The following is a 19,394-nucleotide window of genomic DNA, read 5'->3' on the forward strand; positions in this document are numbered from 1 at the left end:
GCCGCAGCCGATCACCGGCGCCGGCAAGGTGGCCCGCATGATCGTCAACGGTCTCGGCAGAGCCCGGATCGCGCTCACCAGCGAGCCCACCGTGGTCAACGGCAACCCGGCGCTCCTGCTCCGCGTGAACGGCGAGATCGACGGCGTCATCGCGGTCCGGGTCGAGGACGCCCGCATCACCGGCCTCTACTACGTCCGCAACCCGGCCAAGCTGACCCGCATCGCATCCGAGACCCCGCTCACCCTGCGATGAACACCAACGACGAGCCGGCCCGCGACCTCCAAGCGGCCTGGACCAGACGGGTGTCCCGGCCGGGCGCGGGAACGTCCCGTCAGGCCTGGAAGCCGGTACCGATCGCACCGGCCGAGGCCGCCACAAGCACAACGAACTCCGCCACATCCATTACTGGAGGTCCTTCATGACGAAGAGCGTCACCGTCGAACTCACCGACCTGGAACTGCCGGTCGAGCGTGGCTGCCCGTTCGCCCCGCCCCCCGCCTACGAGCAACTGCGCGGGCAGGCGCCGATCAGCAAGGTCCGCCTGACCAGCGGCGGCGAGGCGTGGTGGGTGTCCGGGCATGAGGAAGGGCGGGCCGTCCTCGCCGACCACCGCTTCTCCTCCGACAAGCGCAAGGACGGGTTCCCGCTCTTCACCCTCGATGCGGCGACCCTGCAGCAGCTCCGCAGCCAACCGCCGTTGATGCTCGGCATGGACGGCGCGGAACACGCCGCGGCCCGCCGCCCGGTGATCAGCGAGTTCACCGTCAAGCGGCTGGCCGCGCTGCGCCCGCGCATCCAGGACATCGTCGACCACTTCGTCGACGACATGCTCGCCACCGACCAGCACCCGGTCGACCTGGTGCAGGCGCTGTCCCTGCCTGTGCCCTCCCTGGTGATCTGCGAACTGCTCGGCGTCCCCTACACCGACCACGACTTCTTCCAGAGCCGCACCACCATGATGGTGAGCCGGACCTCGCAGGAAGACCGCCTGCGAGCCTTCGCCGAACTGCGCGCCTACATCGACGACCTGGTCACCCGCAAGGAGTCCGAACCCGGCGACGACCTGTTCAGCCGGCAGATCGCCCGGCAACGCCAGAAGGGCGCCCTCGACCACGCGGGCCTGGTGAGCCTGGCCTTCCTGCTGCTCACCGCCGGACACGAGACCACCGCGAACATGATCTCGCTCGGCGTGGTCGGCCTGCTCTCCCATCCGGAGCAGCTGGACCTGATCAAGGCCGACCCGGGAAGGACGCCCATGGCCGTGGAGGAACTGCTGCGCTACTTCACCATCGCCGACGGGGTCACCTCCCGGCTGGCCACGGAGGACGTGGAGATCGGCGGGGTGAGCATCAAGGCCGGCGAGGGCGTCATCGTCTCGGCCCTGTCAGCCAATTGGGACCCGGCGGCGTTCACGGACCCGGCCGAGCTGGACATCGAGCGCGGGGCCCGCCACCACCTCGCCTTCGGCTTCGGCCCGCACCAGTGCCTCGGCCAGAACCTCGCCAGGACCGAACTGCAGATCGTCTTCGACACGCTGTTCCGCCGCATCCCTGCCCTGCGGCTCGCCGTACCGATGGAGGATCTGCCGTTCAAGAACGACGCCGTCATCTACGGCGCCCACGAACTCCCGGTCACCTGGTGAGCAGGACCTGATGCGCATCGAAGCCGACACCGGCCTCTGCGTCGGCGCCGGCCCATGCGTCCTGACCTCAGCCAGGTGACCCCGGCCCCTGCTGCTGCAGGGGCACTCCGACGAACGGGCTTCGCCGTACCGGATGGGTGACTGGATGAACTTTCCAGGCCGGTGGCGCGTCCCTGATGTATGAAGAGATCGCGTCTGGCCGTCATCGCGGTGCTCGCGTCGTTGTGCGCCTGCGGCCGGCCTGGTGCCGCTCCGGTACCGACCGTGGCCGGGACCGAGACGATCGTGTTGCCGCGGGCCGATCAGCCCAAGGCGCATCGGCCCACCCTGGAGCGGCTGAAACGAGAGGCCGCGGCGTCGGGCCGGCCCCTGGAGGAGGTCGTCAAGCGGTACGCGACCAGGGTGGCTGCCACCTCGTCGCCCAAGCCGACGGACTTCGACGGCTACGACCCTGCGGTGACCGACCCGGACATGACGATCGACGGCATCCCCTACGCCGAACTGGTCGACCTCGGGGCCATCGCCAGATCGCAGGGCATCTCCTACGAGGAGGCCATCGACCGCTTCGGCTCACAGTCGTCCAACAGAGCGGTGATCGACAAACTGCATGCGGAGTTCCCCGACGAGATCTCCGGCGTCAGGTACGTCGACGACCATCGAGGGCTGCGCATCGGCTTCAAGGGTCCCGTCCCGACTCGCGCGATCGCGTTGGCCGAAACCCTCCCCATGGAGGTCACCCTGATCGGCGGCAAGGGATTCTCGGCCTCGGAGCTCCGGCAGGCCCACGACACGGTGGTCTCCTGGCTCCGATCCCGTCCCGAGGTGGCCACGATGACGGCGCACCCGGATGACGACACCGGCCACGTCAAGATCACCGTTCAGCCGAAGGTGATGCCAGACGATGCCGAGGAGTTCAAGCGTGGCCTTCAGCTCCCGCAGCCGGACAATCCGCACATCACCGTTGAAGTCACGCTCTCCGCCGAATCGATCGTCGTTCAACAGTGAGGGCCGCAGCGACGAGGGCGTTCAGGGTCTGCGGCCGTGAAAGGTGCGGCGCAGGTCGTTCACCCAGGCGTCGGGGTTCTCCCAGGGAATGAAGTGGCCGCCGTGGTCGTGGGCGTTGACGTTGACGTGGTTGAACCAGTCGCCCTGCGGGCCGGTCCTGAACGCCTGGACGCGCTCGGCGGCGGTGTGGATGCCGGGCGGGTTCTCGTAGGTGACGAAGGTGAGGCCGACCGGCGCCTGCACGACCGGGGTGCGGTCGTGGGCGGGGGCCCACGGGTAGCGGTTGGCGTTGGCGTAGTAGCGCATCGACGTGGCGATGGAGTTGTTCACCCAGTAGATCGTGGCGTGGGTGAGCAGGTCGTCCTTGGTGAAGACGGATTCGACGTCGCCGCCGTTGTCGCTCCAGGCGTTCCAGCGCTCCAGCAGCCAGGCGAGCAGTCCGGCAGGTGAGTCGCTCAGCCCGTGGGCCAGGGTGGCGCCGTCGAGCATGTGCACGGCGAGATGGCACGCCGAGCGGTGGTCCATCTCGATGATCCGGGCACGCACATCGGCGGGCTGGTCGTCGGTGAGGGGCCGGTTCCGGGCGAAGTCCCAGGCACGGGGGCCGTTGAAGAAGTCGAGCGGCAGCCCGGAGCCGATGTGGATGCCGTACAGCTCGTCGGCGTACTTGTGGCCGAGCTGGCTGGAGACGATCCCGCCGATGTCGCAGCCCCCGGCGGCGTACTTCTCGTACCCGAGGGTCTCGGTCATCAGGGTGTGCCAGAGGTCGGAGACCTTCCAGAAGTTGACGTCCGGAAAGCCGGTGAGCGGGCCGGGGAAGCCGAAACCGGGCAGAGACGGCACGATGACGTCGAAGGCGTCGGCCGGGTCACCGCCGAACGCGGCCGGGTCTGCGAGCGGGTCGATCACCTTCGACCAGTGCCAGAACGTCCACGGCCAGCCGTGGGTGAGGATCAACGGGATCGGACGAGGGCCGCGGCCGGGCTTGCGCATGAAGTGCACCGGGACACCGTCGACGCTCACCTGGTAGTGCTCGTGGACGTTGATGGCGGCCTCGGCCGCGCGCCAGTCGTAGCCGTCCCGCCAGTAGGCGGCCAGCTCGCGGAGATAGCTGCCGGGGACGCCGTAGGACCAGTCCTCGTTCCCCTCGTCCAGCGGCGGACGGGTCGATGCGAGGCGGGCACGCAGGTCATCGAGGACCTCGTCGGACACGTGGATCGGGACAGGCTTCAGGGGGAAGGCGTGCGAGGTGCTCATCGCGTGGTTCCTTACTGGGTGTGCCGTCGGCCCGAGGGGCGCCGGCTGATGTCTTGCTCTGTTTCGCGATGTCGTGCACCTCGTCGGGAAGCTCCGCTCTCCCGCGCTCGCTCGCTCAACGCTCCTGGTTGCGCCGCTGTACGCGGCGTTCCCAGCTGTTCGGGTGGCGGATGACCACGCCGGCGGCGCCGCCGTCGCCGGCGAGCCGGATCCGCGGCGAGCCGGGCAGGCGCTCGGGTGTGGTCTTGTCCTTGAAGCCGCCGATGCCCTGGTCCATCTCCGAGGTGTCCGCCACCCACCCGTCGGGGATGATGATCGTGACACCGCCCATCTGCCCGTGCGCCTCTATCGCGATCTCCGGCAACCGGCATTCGGTCCGGGTGAAGTCGAGCTTGACGCTGCCCATGCCGCCGTACACGGTGATCTGCGCGGGTACCCGCCAGCGCCCCGTCCGCGCGGCGCCGTTCATGCCTCCCTTGATGACGAGCGGCTCCGCCGGAACCTCCTGCGGCAGATCCGCGGTGAGAGGCGCGAGGTCGGCGTACGTCTTGGCGTTGAGTGCCCGGTCCAGCCGGGCTTCCAGCTCGCTGAAGTCGATTCGCCCTTCGGCGGCAGCCGTGTTCAACCGTTCCACCACCGCTTCGCGCTCGTCGTGTGAGACGCGCAGCTGATGAGGGCGGAGGGGAGCCGGCTGCTGGTTCTCGCCCATGGGTGTTCGCTTTCGGATAGGGGTGGTTTCCCGGGGATCCCTGAGGAGGTCACCACGATACACCCCCATAACGCCCGTTATGGGGGTGTTAAGCGGTCATGAGGCTTGACCGCGGACCTGGGTGTAATGGAAGCTGTTACAGCGAGGAGGTGGTGATGGGGGCCAACAGCCGATTGACCGTAGCGACGCACGCGCTGACGTGGCTGGCGTTGGCGCATCGCCGTGGCCAGGAGGTCCTCACATCGGACCAGGTCGCCGCCAGCGTCAACACCAACCCCGTGATCATCCGGCGCAGCCTGGGCGACCTGCGGCGGGCCGGTCTGGTGGAGGTGCGCCATGGCGCCGGCGCGGGCTGGCGTCTCGCCCGCGCGCCGGAGGAGATCACCCTGCTCGAGGTGCTCGATGCCGTCGACGTGGAGCAGCCGTTCGGCCTGCACCGCACCGAGCCCAATCTGGAGTGCCCGGTCGGCCGTGGCATCCGGCCCGCCCTGAGCAAGGTCTACGGCCGGGCCGAACAGGCCATGCGCCAGGAGCTCGCCGACACGTCGATCGCCGACGTGCTGCGCGAGACGCTGGTGGGCTAGCCGATCCGTCCGATCGCCAGGCGGTCGCCACACCCCTTGGTGTAACAATTGTTGTTCCAGCCACTCAGGAGGAGAGTAGATGGAGGCCCCACGGTGTCCCATCGTCGAGCTGCGCCAGTACACGCTGCGCCCCGGGCGGCGGGACGTCCTGATCGACCTGTTCGACCGGGAGTTCGTCGAGACCCAAGAGGCGGCAGGCATGACCGTCCTGGGGCAGTTCCGAGACTTGGACGACCCTGACCGGTTCGTCTGGCTCCGCGGCTTCGAGGACATGCCCCTTCGCGCGGAGGCCTTGGAGAGCTTCTACTCCGGGCCGACCTGGCGGGCACGCAGGGACGAGGCGAACGCAACGATGATCGACTCCGACGACGTCCTGTTACTGCGGCCGGCCTCGCCTGCGAGCGGCCTCCCGGCGCCGATGGGGAGCAGGCCGGCCCTCGGCGAGCCGGCTGCGGCGCCGTCATCACTCGTCGTCGCCACGATCTGGTACGGCCGCGCCCCGTTCGACGCGGCGTTCGTCGAGTTCTTCGAGCGGTGCGTGCGACCCGTACTGGCCGAGTCGGGCGGCGAGCCGTTGGCGTACCTGCGGTCCGAACACTCCCCCAACACCTTCCCCGCCCTGCCGGTGCGGGCGGACGAGGAGGTCTTCGTGTGGTTCGCGCGGTTCACCGGCCAGAGCCACTTCCACGATCACCTTGATCGCCTGCAGCGTTCAGTGCGCTGGCACGAGGACGTGCTGCCTGCCCTCGCGCAACGGCTGGCCGGGCCATCGCAACGGCTGCGGCTGGCACCCACCGAGCGGTCACTGCTGCGTTGAACTCGGCCGGCCTCGAAGCCGGAGATCCCCCGCCGCGTCGTGGTCGAGCGGCGCGCGGAGGGCGGAAGCGAGATCCGTCCCCCGCGCCGCTTGACCATGACGCAGGGTCAAGCTCCCAGCATGGTGGCATGACCACGGACACCCGTGCGATCGAGGCCGCCGGACCGCGCGCGGCGTACGGCGAGCACGGCGTGATGGAGAGAGGCGACAGGACGATGCGGCACTTCACGATCCAGCACGGCAGCGTCACGATCCCGGTGTCTCGGCACGGTCGGGGGCGAACGCTGGTCCTGTGCCCCGGGCTGAACTCGACGCAGGCGGACCTGCGCGAGCTGGCCGGGCTGCTGCGGCGCGACCACGACGTGGTGACCTTCGACCTGCGGGGCCATGGCCTTGCCTCGGCCGCCGACCGCTACTCCTTCGAGGACTTCCTCGGCGATCTCGTCGCGGTCATGGCGGAGCTGGGGAACCTCGGCCTGCCCGCGGCGCCCGTGCTGGTGGGCTACTCGTTGGGCGCCGACCTGGCCGTGCACTATGCGTCCGAGCACCCTGACAGCATCGCCGGGCTCGTACTCATCGACGGGGCGAACCCGGTGCCGGAACCGTTCATCACGGAGGCCGTCCTGCCGGAGTTCCGTGCCATGTGGGAGGATCCGGCGATGCGGCAGGAGGCCGAGCGGGGCACCGCGCGCCAGGTGCTGCTCACCGCCCAGGAGATTCTCGACCTGAATCTCGAGATCGACGTGGTCAGGTCCGAGATCCTCGACCGGTACAGAAAGATCGACCGGCCCATCAGCATGATCATGTCCACCTCGATGGCCGGCGACGGCGGCGAAGGGCAGGTGTCCCGGCTCAACCAGCACTGGCGCGCCGGCGTTGAGCGGCTTGTCCGCGAGCAGCCGCACATCGCCACCACCTGGCTCGACGCCGACCACGGGCTGGTCTTCACCCATGCCCGGGACATCGCCGAGATCATCCGCAGAGCACCGGGACCGGCGACCTCTTGAGCGACTCCTGGAAGCGGGTCTGATGCTGACCATCGGTGAGCTGGCGTCGTACGCCGGGGTGACGGTGCGCGCGGTGCGGCACTACCACGCCAAGGGCCTGCTGCCGGAGCCGGAGCGGGACCGCTCCGGCTACCGCCGATACGACGCCGGCGCCGTGGTGGAGCTGATCAGGATCCGGACCCTCGCCGAGGCGGGGGTTCCGCTGGCGCGGGTGCGGGAGCTGCTGCGGGCCGGCGAGGAAGAGTTCGCCGCGGCGGTCGCGGGCATCGACAGGCGGCTGCGAGCGGAGATCCGGGAACGGCAGCGGCACCGTGAGCGCATCGCCCGGCTCGCCTCCGGGGACAGCCTGGCGCTGCCCTCGGAGGTGGTCGAGTATCTCGACCGGCTGCGGGCGCTCGGAGTCGACGAGCGGATCGTCCGAGCCGAGCGTGACGGTTGGATCCCGCTGTCCGCGCTCTCACCCGCGCGGGTACCGGAGTGGATGGCGCGCAAGCGGGAGCAGATCGATGACCCGCGGTTCGTCTGCTTCTACCTCACCCTGAGCGAGGCTCTCGACCGGGCCGACGACGACCGCGGCTGGCCGAGCTGGCCGACGAGCTGTCCGCCTACATCACGCGTATGGCCGACGAGCGGGGCGACCACTATGTCGATGACACCGATATCGGGTCGCCACTCGTCAAGCTGATGGACACGCTCGCGTTCGATACGGTGCCGCCGGCTCGTCGGCTGATCGAGCTGCTGAGGAAGCGTGGTTGGACGGGATGGACCAAGCTCGAACGCGTGCGCGCTCCGGTCGAGAACGCACCGCGCCGCCGCCGACCTGGCGACGCCGGAGACGGCGTCGCCAGGTCGCGGCCTTGTCCGGAACGGCAGCCACCTCATCGGCCCTGAAGCCCGGGCGTGACGGTGTCCGGGGTGTGCATGCCGTACGGGTGTCAGGGCGTCCGCTCAGAGGCTTCCGGCCAGGCGCAGTGGAAGACGTGTTGTCCGGGGCCGGCCTCGACAGCGGGCTCTCCGGGCAGGTCGACGACGGCGGTCGTGTTCTGCGGGACGCGCACGGCGACGGTCAGCCGCTCCCCGTCACGCCGCCAGTTCACCTCCGCCTCGCCGTAGGGGGTGTGATGGGCGGCGCGGGCGTGGGTGAGGCCGCCGCCGGGACGCGGGCGGACGGAGATGCGGCGGTAGCCGGGCCCGGCAGGGGCGAGACCGGCCACGGTGCGGTGCATCCAGTCCGCGACCGCGCCGAGCGCGTAGTGGTTGAAGGAGGTCATCTCGCCCGGGTTGACGGAGCCGTCGGGCAGCATGCTGTCCCAGCGCTCCCAGATCGTGGTGGCGCCCATCGTCACCGGATACAACCAGGAGGGGCGGTTGCGCTGGGTCAGGAGCCGGTAGGCGGTGTCGTGGGCGCCGACCGAGCACAGGGCGTCGCAGATGAGCGGGGTGCCGACGAAGCCGGTGCCGATGCGGTGGTCGTCGTCGGCGACGAGCTCGACCAGGCGGCGTCCGGCGCGTTCGCGCTGTTCGGGGCCATCGAACAGGTCCACGGTCAAGGCGAGGGCGTAGGCGGTCTGGGTGTCGCAGGCCAGCCGGCCGGAGGGCGTGACGAACTCGCGGCGGAAGGCCGTCCGCACCTGCCCGGCCAGCTCGGCGTAACGGGCGGCGTCGGCGTCACGGCCGAGCAGTTCCGCCGTGTCCGCCACGACCTGCGCCGACCAGGCGTGGTAGGCGGTGGCGACGAGCGCCCGGTCGGTACGGGCCCTGCCGGGATCGTCCGAGGGCGCGGCCGGGTCCAGCCAGTCGCCGAACTGGAAGCCCTCGTCCCACAGGTGGTCCCTGGTGAGGGAGGCGACCTGGTCCACCCACGCGGTCATGCTCGGGTACTGGCGCCGCAGCAGGCCGAGGTCGCCGGTGCGCTCATAGAGCGTCCACGGGACGAGCACGGCGGCGTCGCCCCAGGCCGCCGCCGGGGACAGTCCGAACATCAGCGGCACCCACGGCACGTAGTGCGGCACGGTGCCCACCTCCGACTGCTCGGCCGCCAGGTCGGCCAGCCACGATGACAGCGGCCCCGCACAGTCGTACAGGAAGGCCGCGGCGGGGGCGAAGACCTGGATGTCGCCGGTCCAGCCGAGCCGCTCGTCGCGCTGCGGGCAGTCGGTGGGCAGGTCGACGTAGTTGCCGCGCATGCTCCAGACCACGTTGTCGTGCAGCCGGTTCAACAGCGGGTCGGAACACTCGAACGCGCCGGCGGGCCGCATGTCGGTGTGGCAGATCACGGCCACCACGTCAGCCGGGTCGAACGCGCCGGGCCAGCCGTCGATCTGCGCGTAGCGGAAGCCGTGCGTGGTGAAGCGGGGCTCGAAGGTCTCCGGCTCGGCGTCGCCGCGCAGCGTGTAGCGGTCCTCGGCGGCGGCCGCGCGCAGCGGGCGGACGGCGAGGGCGCCGTCCTCCAGGACCTCGGCGTGGCGCAGGGTGACCGTGTGCCCCGCCGGGCCGTGCACGCGGATGCGCAGGCGGCCGACGAGGTTCTGGCCGAAGTCGAGGAGGGTCTCGCCGTCCGGGCCGGTCAGCACCTCGGCGGGGGACAACGTCTGGGTACGGCGCACGGGCGGGCCCGTGGGGGCGACCAGCAGCGCCGGATTGTGGGACAGGGCGTCGGCGGGCAGCCAGGAGGAGTCGTCGAAGCCGGGCTCGGACCAGCCCGCGGGGTGCAGGCGCGCGTCGTGTTTCTCGCCGTCGTACAGGCCGGCCTCGGTGACCGGGCCGCGGGCGCAGCGCCACGCGTCATCGGTGACGATCACGTCGGTGGTGCCGTCGATGTAGGCGATCTCGAGCTGGGCGATGAGGGCGGTGCGCTCGCCGTACAGGTCGCTCTTGCCGCCGCCGAAGCCGATGCGCCCCCGGTACCAGCCGTCGGCGAGGGTGGCGCCGATGGCGTTGGCGCCCTCGCGCAGCAGGCCGGTGACGTCGTGGGTGCGGTAGCGCAGGCGGTGGCGGTAGCTGGTCCAGCCGGGGGCGAGCACGTCGTCGCCGACCACTCGGCCGTTGATCTCGGCCTCGTAGATGCCGTGGGCCGTGATGTAGAGGCGGGCGCGCTCGATCGGAGCGCGCAGGGTGAAGCCGCGGCGCAGCAGGAGCGCGGGACCGTCGGGTGCGCCGAGCAGTTCCAGCGGTGGCGCGGCGGTCGTGGCCTGCCAGTCGGCGGGGTCCAGGAGGCCGGTTTCCACGTGCGACCATGCGCTCCAGTCGCTGGTCGAGCCGTCGGCGCCGTGCACTCGCACCCGTGCGGCGCGCCGTTCCCGCGAGCCCAGCGGCGCACCGGGCCACGGCACGAGCGCGGACTCGCCCGACTCGATCCGGCCGGTGGACAGGCCGTCGCCGAGTTCGATCTCGTACGCCTGCTGGATCCATCCCGGCAGGTCCGTGGCCACGGTCCAGGACAGGCGCGGTTCGGGTTCGCCGATGCCGAGGGGGTCTCGGTGGTGTTCGAAGGCCACTGCGGAAACGTACGGAGAGGTCATGTCACCCCTTGATGGCGCCGGCGGTCATGCCGGCGACGATTTTGCGGTTGAAGAAGACGAACAGCACCAGCGGGGGGATCGTGATGAGGACGATGTCCATGAACAGCAGGTTCCACTGGGTGTTGTACTGGCTCTGGAAGTTGTAGAGGGTGACCTGCACGGTGGCGTTCTCGTCGCCGGGGAGCAGGTAGAGCGGGTTGACGAAGTCGTTGAAGATGTTGACCGAGCTGACCAGGACGACCGTGACGGTCACCGGCCGCAGCAGCGGGAAGATCACCTGGAAGAACAGCCGGAAGCCGCTGCAGCCGTCGATCTGGGCGGCCTCGTCCAGCTCGCGCGGGATGGCGGCGATGAACGCGCGGAACAGCAACATCGCGAACGACAGGTTGAAGGCCACTTCCGCGAGGATCATCCCGGGCAGGGTCTTGAACAGGCCGAGCGCCTGCAGCAGCCAGATCGTCGGCACCACCGCGGGCGGGATGATCAGACCCGTCAGTACGAGGAAGTCGGCCAGCTTGGCGACCTTGCCCGGGCGGCGCTGCAGGACGAACGAGGCCATGGCGGCGAAGACGACGAGCAGGGTGACCGAGGCGACGGTGATGATGGTGCTGTTGACGTAGGCGCGCAGCAGCACGTAGTCGCGCGCCTCGATCACGGCCATGAAGTTCTCGACGACCGGCCAGCTGGTGGGCCAGGAGAAGTCCAGGTCGATGGCCTGTTCCGGGTTCTTCACGGCGGTCAGCAGCATGAGCGCGAACGGGACCAGGAAGATCACGGTGGCCAGGACCAGCGCGACGGCCTCGCCGCTGAGCCTTCTCAGTGCTGTCATGCGGTGACCTGCCTCTTGCCGAGGAAGTAGTTGAGCGGCACGGCGATGGCCGCGACGACGAGGAAGAGGATCACGTTGCCGGCGGTCGACAGGCCGAAGAAGCCTGCCTGGTACTGCTTGTAGATGATCGAGGCGATGGTGTCGCTGGTGAAGCCGGGACCGCCGCGGGTCATCGTCCAGATGAGATCGAACGAGCGCAGCCCGGCGATGAACGACAGGATGATCACCGAGTAGGTGGCCGGCCAGGACAGCGGCAGCGTGATGTGCCGGAAGCGGTGCCAGGCGCCGCCGCCATCCACCGAGACCGCCTGGTAGTACTCGCGCGGGATGGACATGATGCCGGCGATGTAGATGACGGTGGCCAGGCCGACCCCCTTCCACACGTCCACCAGCGCGACGGACAGCAGCGCGGTGGTGGCGTCACCGAGCCAGTCGCGCCCGTCGATCCCGACCAGCGCGAGGGCCTGGTTGACGAGGCCCGTCTGCGGTTTGAGCAGCATGGCGAAGGTGATGCCGACCGCGACGGTGGAGACCAGCGTCGGGAAGAACACCACCGAGCGCAGGAATCCGCGCAGCCGCAGCCTGCCGGTGAGCAGGACACCGAGCAGCAGCCCGAGCACGACCTTGAGGCCGCTGGTGACGACGGCGTAGATGATCGTGTTCTGGAAGCCGATGCGCAGGTTCTGCTCGGCCAGGAAGTCGCGGAAGTTCTGCAGGCCGACGAACTCGCTGTCGAACAACGTCCAGCGGGTGAGCGCGAAGTAGAAGGCCATCGCCGTCGGCACCAGGAAGATGACCAGGAACACGGCGGCGGCGGGTAGATAGAGCGCGTACGGGTAGGCCGCGTCGCGCCGGCGGCGGGAGGCGCGGACGCGCGCATGCCCGGGTGCCGGGCCGGGCCCCGTGCGGGGCCTGGTGTCCTGCCTGCTCACCACCCTGCCAGCCCCAGTTGTTTGGCCTGCTTCTCGACGTCCTTGTCGTACTGGGCGGCCCCTTCGGAGGCCGGGGTCAGGCCGGAGCCGACGGCGACCGTGATCTGCTCCAGGGACGGGCCCTTCACCGGCGAGACGAACTCCAGCGCCGGCGCCGTGGCACCCTCGTCCACGTAGGCCTGCAGGTCCTTGGCCGCCTGGATGGCGTCGTCGGGCAGTTCGGCCCCGGTGATCCGGTACGGCCCGGCCGGCGGCACGGCCTTGGTGACCGCGTCGGCCGCCGCCGGCGAGGCGACGAAGGCCAGGAACTTCTTGGCCGCCTCCAGTTTCTCGGTGGTCTTGGCGATGTAGATGCCGGCCGGCTCCCAGATGGTGGCGCCGTTCTTGGCGGCGTCGGTGCCGGGGATGCCGAAGAAGCCGATGTCGGTGGCCGCCTGTGGCATGGTGGCGACGAACGGCGGGAGCTGGGCGCTCAGCATCGGGTAGTGCGCACCCTTGCCCTCGGCCAGCAGCTTCATGCCCTGGTCGGCGGTGGCCGAGCCGAAGCCCTCCTGCAGGTATCCCTTGGCGTGCACTTCGGCCAGGTGGTCGAAGCCGGCCCTGGCGGCGGGGGTGGTGGCGAACTTGGCCTTGTTGGCCGTGTAGTCCTGGGCGAAGGTCGGCGCCGCCGCCTGCACGTTGTAGTAGTCGCCCAGCACGAACAGCTGCGAGGTCCAGGTGTCCTTGTACGTGCCGATCACCGGGGCGATGCCGGCTGCTTTGATCTTGTCATTGTTGGCCGTGAAGTCGGCCCAGGTCTTGGGCACCTCCAGCTTGAGCTGCTCGTAGACCTTGCGGTTGTAGAGGATGCCGCCGCCCATGGCGGTGCCGCCGGGGACGCCGTAGGCCTTGCCGTCCTGGCTCACCACGGGCAGGAAGTCCTTGGCCACGTTGGCCAGCACCGGGTCGCCGGTGAGGTCGACCATGGTCTGCGCCGGGTTGAGCGCCTGCAGCAGCGACCCGGAGTTGTACCAGAACACATCCGACATGTCGCCCGTCGAGAGCCGCGTCTTGACGATGTTGTCGCCCTCGCTGCCTCCAGGCCGGGTCTCTACCTCGATCTTGATAGTGGGATTGGCCTGCATGAACGTGTCCGCGAGCGCTTCGGCGGTGTCCACTGTGGCCGCGCTGTTGTCGATGAGGAATTCCAAGGTGACCGGGCCGGTGGCGGCGGTTCCGGAATCGGAGCCGGAGCCGCACGAGGTCAGAGCCGCCATCGCGAGAACGGCCAGGGCCGCTCCCGGCACGCGGTGCGAGGTCTTCACAACGCCCCTCCGGGTTCGTTTGAAACGATTTAAGCGCCCCCGATGCGAGTTAACGTAGGCGTTACTCGGCAGGCCGTCAAGAGTGTCCTTGGGGAACGGTCTCCTATCATGACTGTTGTGAAGACGGGCCGGACAACCCCTCAGATCGAAAAGTTGGGTAACGTTATCCATCCTGTCCGGACGGGCCGCCCCTTACAATCGGGCGAGTCGAGTGGGCGGAAAGGTGGCTCATGGGCACACGAGACCGGCAGCGCAGGGTGACCATCACCGACGTGGCCGAGCACGCCCAGGTCTCCACCACGGCGGTGTCGAAAGTGCTGCGCAACGCCTACGGCGTCAGCGAGGCCATGCGGATCAAGGTGCAGGCCGCCATCGACGAGCTGGGCTACCGCCCCCACAACGCGGCCAGGGCCATGCGCGGGCGCACCTTCACCATCGGCGTGCTCCTCCCCCACATCCGCAACCCCTTCTTCGCCGACATCCTCGACGGCCTGACAGATGAGATCTCCCCCAGCGGCTACCAAGCGATCATGGTCCAGAGCGGCGGCAACGACCCCGCGGCAGAGCGCCGGGCCAGTGACGCGCTGGTCGACCGGCAGGTGGACGGCGTCCTCTGGGTCGCTCCGGTCTGCACCAGAGGACAACTGGAGAAACTCGCGAAGGACATCCCCCTCGTCGTGCTCGGCCGCCACGACCGCTCGGCACTGTACGACTGCGTGCTCGACGACGACGAGGTCGGCGCCGAGCTCGTGGTCGAGCACCTCATCGCGCTCGGCCATCGCCGCATCGCGCACATCACGCAGAAGGACACCGTCGGGGGCCGCGCCGCCACCCTGCTGCACACGATCAGGGCCGCGACCTACGAGCGGATGATGACCGAGCACGGCCTGGCCGACCACATCGCCGTCGCCGCCACCGCCTACACGGAGGAAGGCGGCTACGACGGCGCGCGCGAGCTGCTGGCCCGCGATCCCCGCCCCACCGCCATCTTCGCCGGCGCCGACCAGGCCGCCTTCGGCGCCCTCGCCGCCGTCCACGAGGCGGGCCTGAGCGTGCCCGGCGACATCTCGGTGGCGGGCTACGACAACGCACGCCTGACCGGCCTCGCGCACGTCGCGCTGACCAGCGTCGACCAGGACGGCGCCATCATGGGGCAGACCGCGGGCCGGCTGCTGCTCGAACGCATCGCCGGCCGTACCGCCGCGGTCCGTTTCTCCGTCACCCCGACCCTTGTGGCCCGCCGTTCCACAACATCCCCGGGCGAACGGTAGCCAGGAAAAGGGTTGGACCGGGTGATGCTCGGGCTTGTAGCTTGCGGGTGACCGTGACGCCGCCCCGGGAGGTGAGACCCATGAACGCTGTATCGATGTGGGTGCTCCCCCTTCCCGTCACGGCCGGGCGATCGACGTAGGTGTCGCCGGGAGCGCCTCGCCACCAGGCACTCCCGAAAGGCAACACCTATGTTCGACGTGATCATTTCCGGGTGCGGGCCGACCGGCGCGATGCTGGCCGCCGAACTGCGGCTGCACGACGTGCGGGTACTCGTTCTGGAGAAGGAAACCGAGCCCAAGTCGTTCGTCCGCATCGTCGGCCTGCATATTCGCAGTCTCGAGCTGATGGCGATGCGCGGGCTGCTCGATCGCATGCTCCAGCACGGAAGGCAGCGTCCGGCCGGCAGCTTCTTCGCCGGCATCGCCAAACCCGCGCCCAAGGGTCTGGATTCCGCGCACGCCTATCTGCTGGGCATCCCGCAGCCGGTCATCGAGCGCCTGCTCGAAGAACATGCGACCGAACGGGGCGCGCAGGTCCGGCGCGGTTGCGCGGTGGCCGGTTTCGAGCAGGACGACGAGGGTGTGACCGTCGAGCTGGCCGGCGGGGAACAGTTGCGTTCGCGCTACCTCGTCGGCTGTGACGGCGGGCGCAGCACGGTGCGCAAGCTGCTCGGTGTCGGCTTCCCCGGCGAGCCCTCGCGGACCGAGACGCTGATGGGCGAGATGGAAGTGGGTGTGCCGCAGGAGGAGATCGCCGCCAGGGTGAGCGACATCCCCGAGACCCGCCAGCCGTTCTGGCTCCGGCCCTTCGGCGGAGGCGTCTACAGCGTCGTCGTCCCCGCCGCGGGAGTCGGCGACCGCGCGGAACCGCCCACCCTCGAGGATTTCCGGCAACAGCTGCGCGCCATCGCCGGAACCGATTTCGGCGTGCACTCCCCGCGCTGGTTGTCCCGCTTCGGGGATGCCACCCGGCTGGCCGAACGTTACCGGGTCGGCCGGGTGCTGCTGGCCGGCGACGCGGCACACATCCATCCGCCCACCGGCGGGCAGGGCCTCAACCTGGGCGTTCAGGACGCGTTCAACCTCGGCTGGAAGCTGGCCGCGCAGATCCGCGGCTGGGCGCCGGAAACGCTGCTGGACACCTACCAGGCCGAACGCCATCCGGTCGCCGAGGACGTGCTGGACAACACCCGGGCCCAGATGGAACTGCTGTCCGCCGAACCGGGCGCGCGGGCCGCGCGCAAGTTGCTCACCGAACTGATGGACTTCGACGAGGTGAACCGCCACCTGATCGAGAAGATCACCGCGATCGGCGTCCGCTACGACTTCGGCGCAGGCCCCGACCTGCTCGGCCGCCGCCTGCGCGACATCGACGTGCAACAGGGCCGCCTCTACGGTCTGCTGCACCGCGGTCGCGGCCTGCTGCTGGACCGAACCGGACGCCTGGCCGTCGGCGGCTGGTCGGACCGGGTCGATCACCTCGCGGATCCCACGGCGGCACTGGATGTTCCGTGCCTCCTGCTACGCCCCGACGGCCACGTCGCCTGGATCGGCGACGATCAGCAGGACCTGGACGACCACCTCTCCCGCTGGTTCGGCAAGCCCGCCGGCTGATCTCGCCCGAGCAACCGGAGAACCGCGGCGGTGGGGCGTTCCCGCCTCAGCGGCTCATCGCGGTCTCCCGCCGCACGTGCGACAGCTTCTCGGGATTACGAACGTGGTAGGCGCCGGTGACGTAGCCGTTCTCCACGCGCACCGCCACCACGCCGTCGATCTCCCCGTCGACCCGTACGAGCAGCCCAGGGCCGCCGTTGATCTGCACCAGCTCGGCCGACCTTTCCGCGTCGCGCCTCCACCAGCCGGCGGCCAGCAGGCGAGCCACGTTGCCGACCCCCACAACGGGTCGCGGCAGGGCGTGCCTGATTCCGCCGCCGTCGCTCAGAGCGACGACATCCGGCGCGAGGATGTCGAGCAGGCTCTGCAACTCGCCGGTCTCGACCGCTCGCTGGAAGGCCTCGATCGCGGCTCGGTGCTCGGCCGGGGAGCCGGTGTTGCGGGGCCGGCGGGTGGCGACGTGCGACCGCGCCCGGTGGGCGATCTGGCGAACCGCGGACGGGCTCCTGCCGACGGCCTGGGCGATCTCCTCGTAGTCCAGGTCGAACACCTCGCGCAGCACGAACACCGCCCGCTCGGTCGGCCCGAGCGTCTCCATGACCAGCAGCATCGCCATGGAGACGCTGTCGGCCAGTTCGACGTCATCGGCCACGTCCGGCGCGGTCAGCAGCGGCTCGGGCAGCCACGGCCCGACGTAGGACTCCTTGCGCCTGCCCAGCGTACGCAGCCGTTTCAGCGCCTGCCTGGTGGCGATCCTGACGAGGTAGGCGCGCTGGTCCAGCACCGGGCCCAGATCGACGCCCGCCCACCGCAGCCAGGTCTCCTGCAGGACGTCCTCGGCGTCGGCGGCTGAGCCGAGCATCTCATAGGCGAGGGTGAACAGCAGGTTGCGGTGGACGACGAACGCCTCGGTGGCCGCGTCCATCGACGGGCCCGTCGATTGCTCGCTCCGTTCGCTCATCGCAGGTTCCCGCCTCTTCGTTCGCGACCGTGGCATATCCATACGATCCCGGCCCTCGCTGCCCCGTGACACCGACAGCCGGTGGTCTATGTCACATGGGCCTTCCTGTCACAAGGATCGGGTCGCCGGGATCTCTTGCTCGTAACGACGTGACACCACGAGCGAGAAAGTCCATCCCATGCCGCGACGTTCGCGTATGCCCAACCACCTCCCCTTCCTCCCCGAGATGGCGGAAGTCGCCGGTCCTCTGCACCGGTCCCTCACCAACGGCCCGATTCCCCCGACGACCATCGGCCTGCTCCAGCTGCGCGCCGGGCAGATCCTCGGCAGCACGTGCTTCACCATCCGGGAGACCGGCAACCTGCGCGAGCTCGGCGAAACCGAGGAGCGCATCACCGCCGTGGCCACCTGGCGCGACGCCACCTACTTCACCGACGCCGAACGGGTCGCGCTGGAGCTGGTGGAGGCGGTCCTCACCCCGAACCCGTCCGGGGAGCGCGTCCCCGCCGAGCTCTACGCCCGACTGGACGCTCCGGCCGGAACGACAACGACCAGAAAGGCATGGACATGAGCAAGATCGCAGTGGCCGGGGCGACCGGGCGGCTGGGCCGGCACGTCGTCGACGTGCTGGGAGAGCTGGGGTGCCGGGTCGTGCCGATGTCCCGGGCCACCGGCGTGGACATCATCACCCGTGAGGGCCTCGCCGAAGCCCTCACCGGGGTCGAGACCATCATCGATGCCGCCTCGTGGCACGCCTCCGACCAGGAGGCCGCGACGGAGTTCTTCCGCGCGTCGGCACGCAACCTGCAGGAGGCGGGCGAGAAGGCGGGGGTCACCCGGATCGCCATGGCGTCCATCATCGGCGTCGACAGGGCCACCGCCGGTTTCCTCGCCGCCAAGAAGGTGCACGAGGAACTCCTGCTGTCCGGCCCGCTGCCCGCCCGCGTTCTGCGGGCCGCGCAGTTCCACGAGTTCGTCGGTCAGCTCCTGGACTGGCAGCAGGGCGGCGACGTCGCCTACGTCCCGGCCCTGCCCGCCCAGCTCGTGGCCTGCCGCACGGTGGCCGAGACACTGGCGGACCTTGCCCTCGCCCCCGGCACGCCCGCCCCGGGAACACCGATCCCCGAGATCGCCGGACCCCGCAAGGAGACCTTGTCGGAGGCGGCCGCACTTCTCGGCGCCCGCCGCGGCGTCAAGGTCGTCGGGGTCGACGGCTCCGGCATGCCCGATGCCGAGATCGCCGCCGACGGCGGATTCCTGCCCAGCCCGCATGCCACGCTCGCCGGACCCACCTTCCGTGAGTGGCTCGACACCCAGCCCTGAGCCGACCTTGCCCGTGTTCTCGAAACTCCACCACCCGGGCCCGAGAACAAGGGCTCCCCCGAGCCTCGCCCTCGGAGACTCACTGGCCGCCTCATCGGACGACATCTTCAGAAAAGGGCTCACTCATGCCCGTCACCACGATCGGCACGACGACCGCACTGGTTCTCATCGATCTGCAGAACTTCGTCGTCGGCCTCCCCACCACTCCCTCCACCGGCTCGGAGGTGGTGGCCCGTGCGGTCGAACTGGCTGACGCCTTTCACCACCACGACGGGCTGGGACGCCATCGTCGATGACCAGATCGGCCATCCCGGCGACATCACCGTGACCAAGCGCGCCTGGAGCGCCTTCTACGGCACCGATCTCGACCTGCAGCTACGCCGCCGTAGCGTCACACAGCTCGTGCTGGCCGGGATCGCCACCAGCAGCGGCGTGGAGTCCACCGCCCGCGCCTGACGGTCCCACACGATCACCGGACGAAAGGACACATGATGACGGAAGCGCTGGAATTGCCGCTGCACATGCGGCGGAACGGGCTTGACCCGGTCGAGGAACTGGCCCGGGTTCGCGACGGCGAGGGTGTGGTGCGGGTGGAGACGCCGTTCGGCCTGCCCGCG

19 protein-coding genes and 1 pseudogene are annotated in these 19,394 nt (G+C 69.8%); 13 read left to right on the plus strand and 7 right to left on the minus strand.

Annotation, left to right across the window (positions count from 1 at the left end; genetic code table 11):
* From ACTWPV_RS49025 to ACTWPV_RS49035, 3 genes and pseudogenes are all read left to right on the plus strand, one after another.
* Positions 1-253: pseudogene (locus ACTWPV_RS49025) on the plus strand (RNA polymerase subunit sigma-24); the annotation flags it as partial.
* A gap of 166 nt (positions 254-419) precedes the next feature.
* The gene (locus ACTWPV_RS49030; RefSeq protein WP_443157112.1) at positions 420-1,643 is read left to right on the plus strand and encodes a cytochrome P450; all 1,224 of its coding nucleotides are present in this window, start codon (positions 420-422) and stop codon (positions 1,641-1,643) included.
* 180 nt (positions 1,644-1,823) lie between these two features.
* The gene (locus ACTWPV_RS49035) at positions 1,824-2,648 is read left to right on the plus strand and encodes a hypothetical protein (RefSeq protein WP_443157113.1); all 825 of its coding nucleotides are present in this window, start codon (positions 1,824-1,826) and stop codon (positions 2,646-2,648) included.
* A 21-nt stretch (positions 2,649-2,669) separates the two neighbouring features.
* Here ACTWPV_RS49035 and ACTWPV_RS49040 read toward each other — a convergent pair whose 3' ends face one another.
* Positions 2,670-3,905 carry an epoxide hydrolase family protein gene (locus ACTWPV_RS49040; RefSeq protein WP_443157114.1) on the minus strand — a complete coding sequence of 412 codons (1,236 nt, stop codon included), beginning with the start codon at positions 3,903-3,905 and terminating at the stop codon, positions 2,670-2,672.
* Positions 3,906-4,020: 115 nt separating this feature from the next.
* Positions 4,021-4,614, minus strand: coding sequence for a DUF1707 SHOCT-like domain-containing protein (locus tag ACTWPV_RS49045; RefSeq protein ID WP_443157115.1), 594 nt, complete (start codon positions 4,612-4,614; stop codon positions 4,021-4,023).
* A 155-nt stretch (positions 4,615-4,769) separates the two neighbouring features.
* Between ACTWPV_RS49045 and ACTWPV_RS49050 the strand changes: the two genes are divergently transcribed.
* From ACTWPV_RS49050 to ACTWPV_RS49065, 4 genes are all read left to right on the plus strand, one after another.
* Positions 4,770-5,198 carry an Rrf2 family transcriptional regulator gene (locus ACTWPV_RS49050; RefSeq protein WP_443157116.1) on the plus strand — a complete coding sequence of 143 codons (429 nt, stop codon included), beginning with the start codon at positions 4,770-4,772 and terminating at the stop codon, positions 5,196-5,198.
* A gap of 79 nt (positions 5,199-5,277) precedes the next feature.
* Complete coding sequence (locus ACTWPV_RS49055) at positions 5,278-6,015, plus strand: NIPSNAP family protein (RefSeq protein WP_443157117.1); 738 nt, start codon at positions 5,278-5,280, stop codon at positions 6,013-6,015.
* Between the two features lie 128 nt (positions 6,016-6,143).
* A complete protein-coding gene (locus ACTWPV_RS49060) occupies positions 6,144-7,022 on the plus strand; it encodes an alpha/beta fold hydrolase (RefSeq protein ID WP_443157118.1) in 879 nt (292 codons plus the stop codon).
* Positions 7,023-7,044: 22 nt separating this feature from the next.
* Positions 7,045-7,707, plus strand: coding sequence for a MerR family transcriptional regulator (locus ACTWPV_RS49065; RefSeq protein ID WP_443157119.1), 663 nt, complete (start codon positions 7,045-7,047; stop codon positions 7,705-7,707).
* 250 nt (positions 7,708-7,957) lie between these two features.
* Here the strand turns inward: ACTWPV_RS49065 and ACTWPV_RS49070 are convergent, their stop codons facing one another.
* The 4 genes from ACTWPV_RS49070 to ACTWPV_RS49085 are packed head-to-tail and all read right to left on the minus strand — an operon-like array spanning position 7,958 to position 13,608.
* The gene (locus ACTWPV_RS49070) at positions 7,958-10,519 is read right to left on the minus strand and encodes a family 78 glycoside hydrolase catalytic domain (RefSeq protein WP_443157120.1); all 2,562 of its coding nucleotides are present in this window, start codon (positions 10,517-10,519) and stop codon (positions 7,958-7,960) included.
* Positions 10,520-10,544: 25 nt separating this feature from the next.
* Complete coding sequence (locus tag ACTWPV_RS49075; RefSeq protein ID WP_443157121.1) at positions 10,545-11,372, minus strand: carbohydrate ABC transporter permease; 828 nt, start codon at positions 11,370-11,372, stop codon at positions 10,545-10,547.
* Positions 11,369-12,304 (minus strand): carbohydrate ABC transporter permease, encoded by a 936-nt coding sequence (locus tag ACTWPV_RS49080; protein ID WP_443157122.1) that lies wholly within the window; start codon positions 12,302-12,304, stop codon positions 11,369-11,371. The genes ACTWPV_RS49075 and ACTWPV_RS49080 overlap by 4 nt, the downstream gene beginning before the upstream one ends.
* A complete protein-coding gene (locus ACTWPV_RS49085; protein WP_443157123.1) occupies positions 12,301-13,608 on the minus strand; it encodes an ABC transporter substrate-binding protein in 1,308 nt (435 codons plus the stop codon). The genes ACTWPV_RS49080 and ACTWPV_RS49085 overlap by 4 nt, the downstream gene beginning before the upstream one ends.
* Positions 13,609-13,838: 230 nt before the next feature.
* Between ACTWPV_RS49085 and ACTWPV_RS49090 the strand changes: the two genes are divergently transcribed.
* Together ACTWPV_RS49090 and rox are read left to right on the plus strand one after the other, a co-directional pair.
* Positions 13,839-14,879 (plus strand): LacI family DNA-binding transcriptional regulator, encoded by a 1,041-nt coding sequence (locus tag ACTWPV_RS49090; RefSeq protein ID WP_443157124.1) that lies wholly within the window; start codon positions 13,839-13,841, stop codon positions 14,877-14,879.
* Positions 14,880-15,068: 189 nt separating this feature from the next.
* Complete coding sequence (rox, locus tag ACTWPV_RS49095; protein WP_443157125.1) at positions 15,069-16,493, plus strand: rifampin monooxygenase; 1,425 nt, start codon at positions 15,069-15,071, stop codon at positions 16,491-16,493.
* 46 nt (positions 16,494-16,539) lie between these two features.
* Here the strand turns inward: rox and ACTWPV_RS49100 are convergent, their stop codons facing one another.
* Positions 16,540-17,454, minus strand: a complete 915-nt coding sequence (locus ACTWPV_RS49100; protein WP_443157126.1) for an RNA polymerase sigma-70 factor — start codon at positions 17,452-17,454, stop codon at positions 16,540-16,542.
* A 178-nt stretch (positions 17,455-17,632) separates the two neighbouring features.
* Here ACTWPV_RS49100 and ACTWPV_RS49105 point away from each other — a divergent pair, with 178 nt between their 5' ends.
* From ACTWPV_RS49105 to ACTWPV_RS49120, 4 genes are all read left to right on the plus strand, one after another.
* Complete coding sequence (locus tag ACTWPV_RS49105; protein WP_443157127.1) at positions 17,633-18,025, plus strand: carboxymuconolactone decarboxylase family protein; 393 nt, start codon at positions 17,633-17,635, stop codon at positions 18,023-18,025.
* On the plus strand, positions 18,022-18,777 hold the full coding sequence (locus tag ACTWPV_RS49110; protein ID WP_443157128.1) for an SDR family oxidoreductase: 756 nt from the start codon (positions 18,022-18,024) through the stop codon (positions 18,775-18,777). Before ACTWPV_RS49105 ends, ACTWPV_RS49110 begins: the two co-directional genes overlap by 4 nt.
* Positions 18,778-18,902: 125 nt before the next feature.
* A complete protein-coding gene (locus ACTWPV_RS49115) occupies positions 18,903-19,073 on the plus strand; it encodes a hypothetical protein (protein ID WP_443157129.1) in 171 nt (56 codons plus the stop codon).
* Complete coding sequence (locus ACTWPV_RS49120) at positions 19,012-19,233, plus strand: isochorismatase family protein (RefSeq protein WP_443157130.1); 222 nt, start codon at positions 19,012-19,014, stop codon at positions 19,231-19,233. Before ACTWPV_RS49115 ends, ACTWPV_RS49120 begins: the two co-directional genes overlap by 62 nt.
* Positions 19,234-19,394 lie beyond the last annotated feature (161 nt).

Origin of the sequence: Nonomuraea sp. KM88 (genome assembly GCF_052245635.1) — a bacterium.
GTDB lineage: Bacteria > Actinomycetota > Actinomycetes > Streptosporangiales > Streptosporangiaceae > Nonomuraea.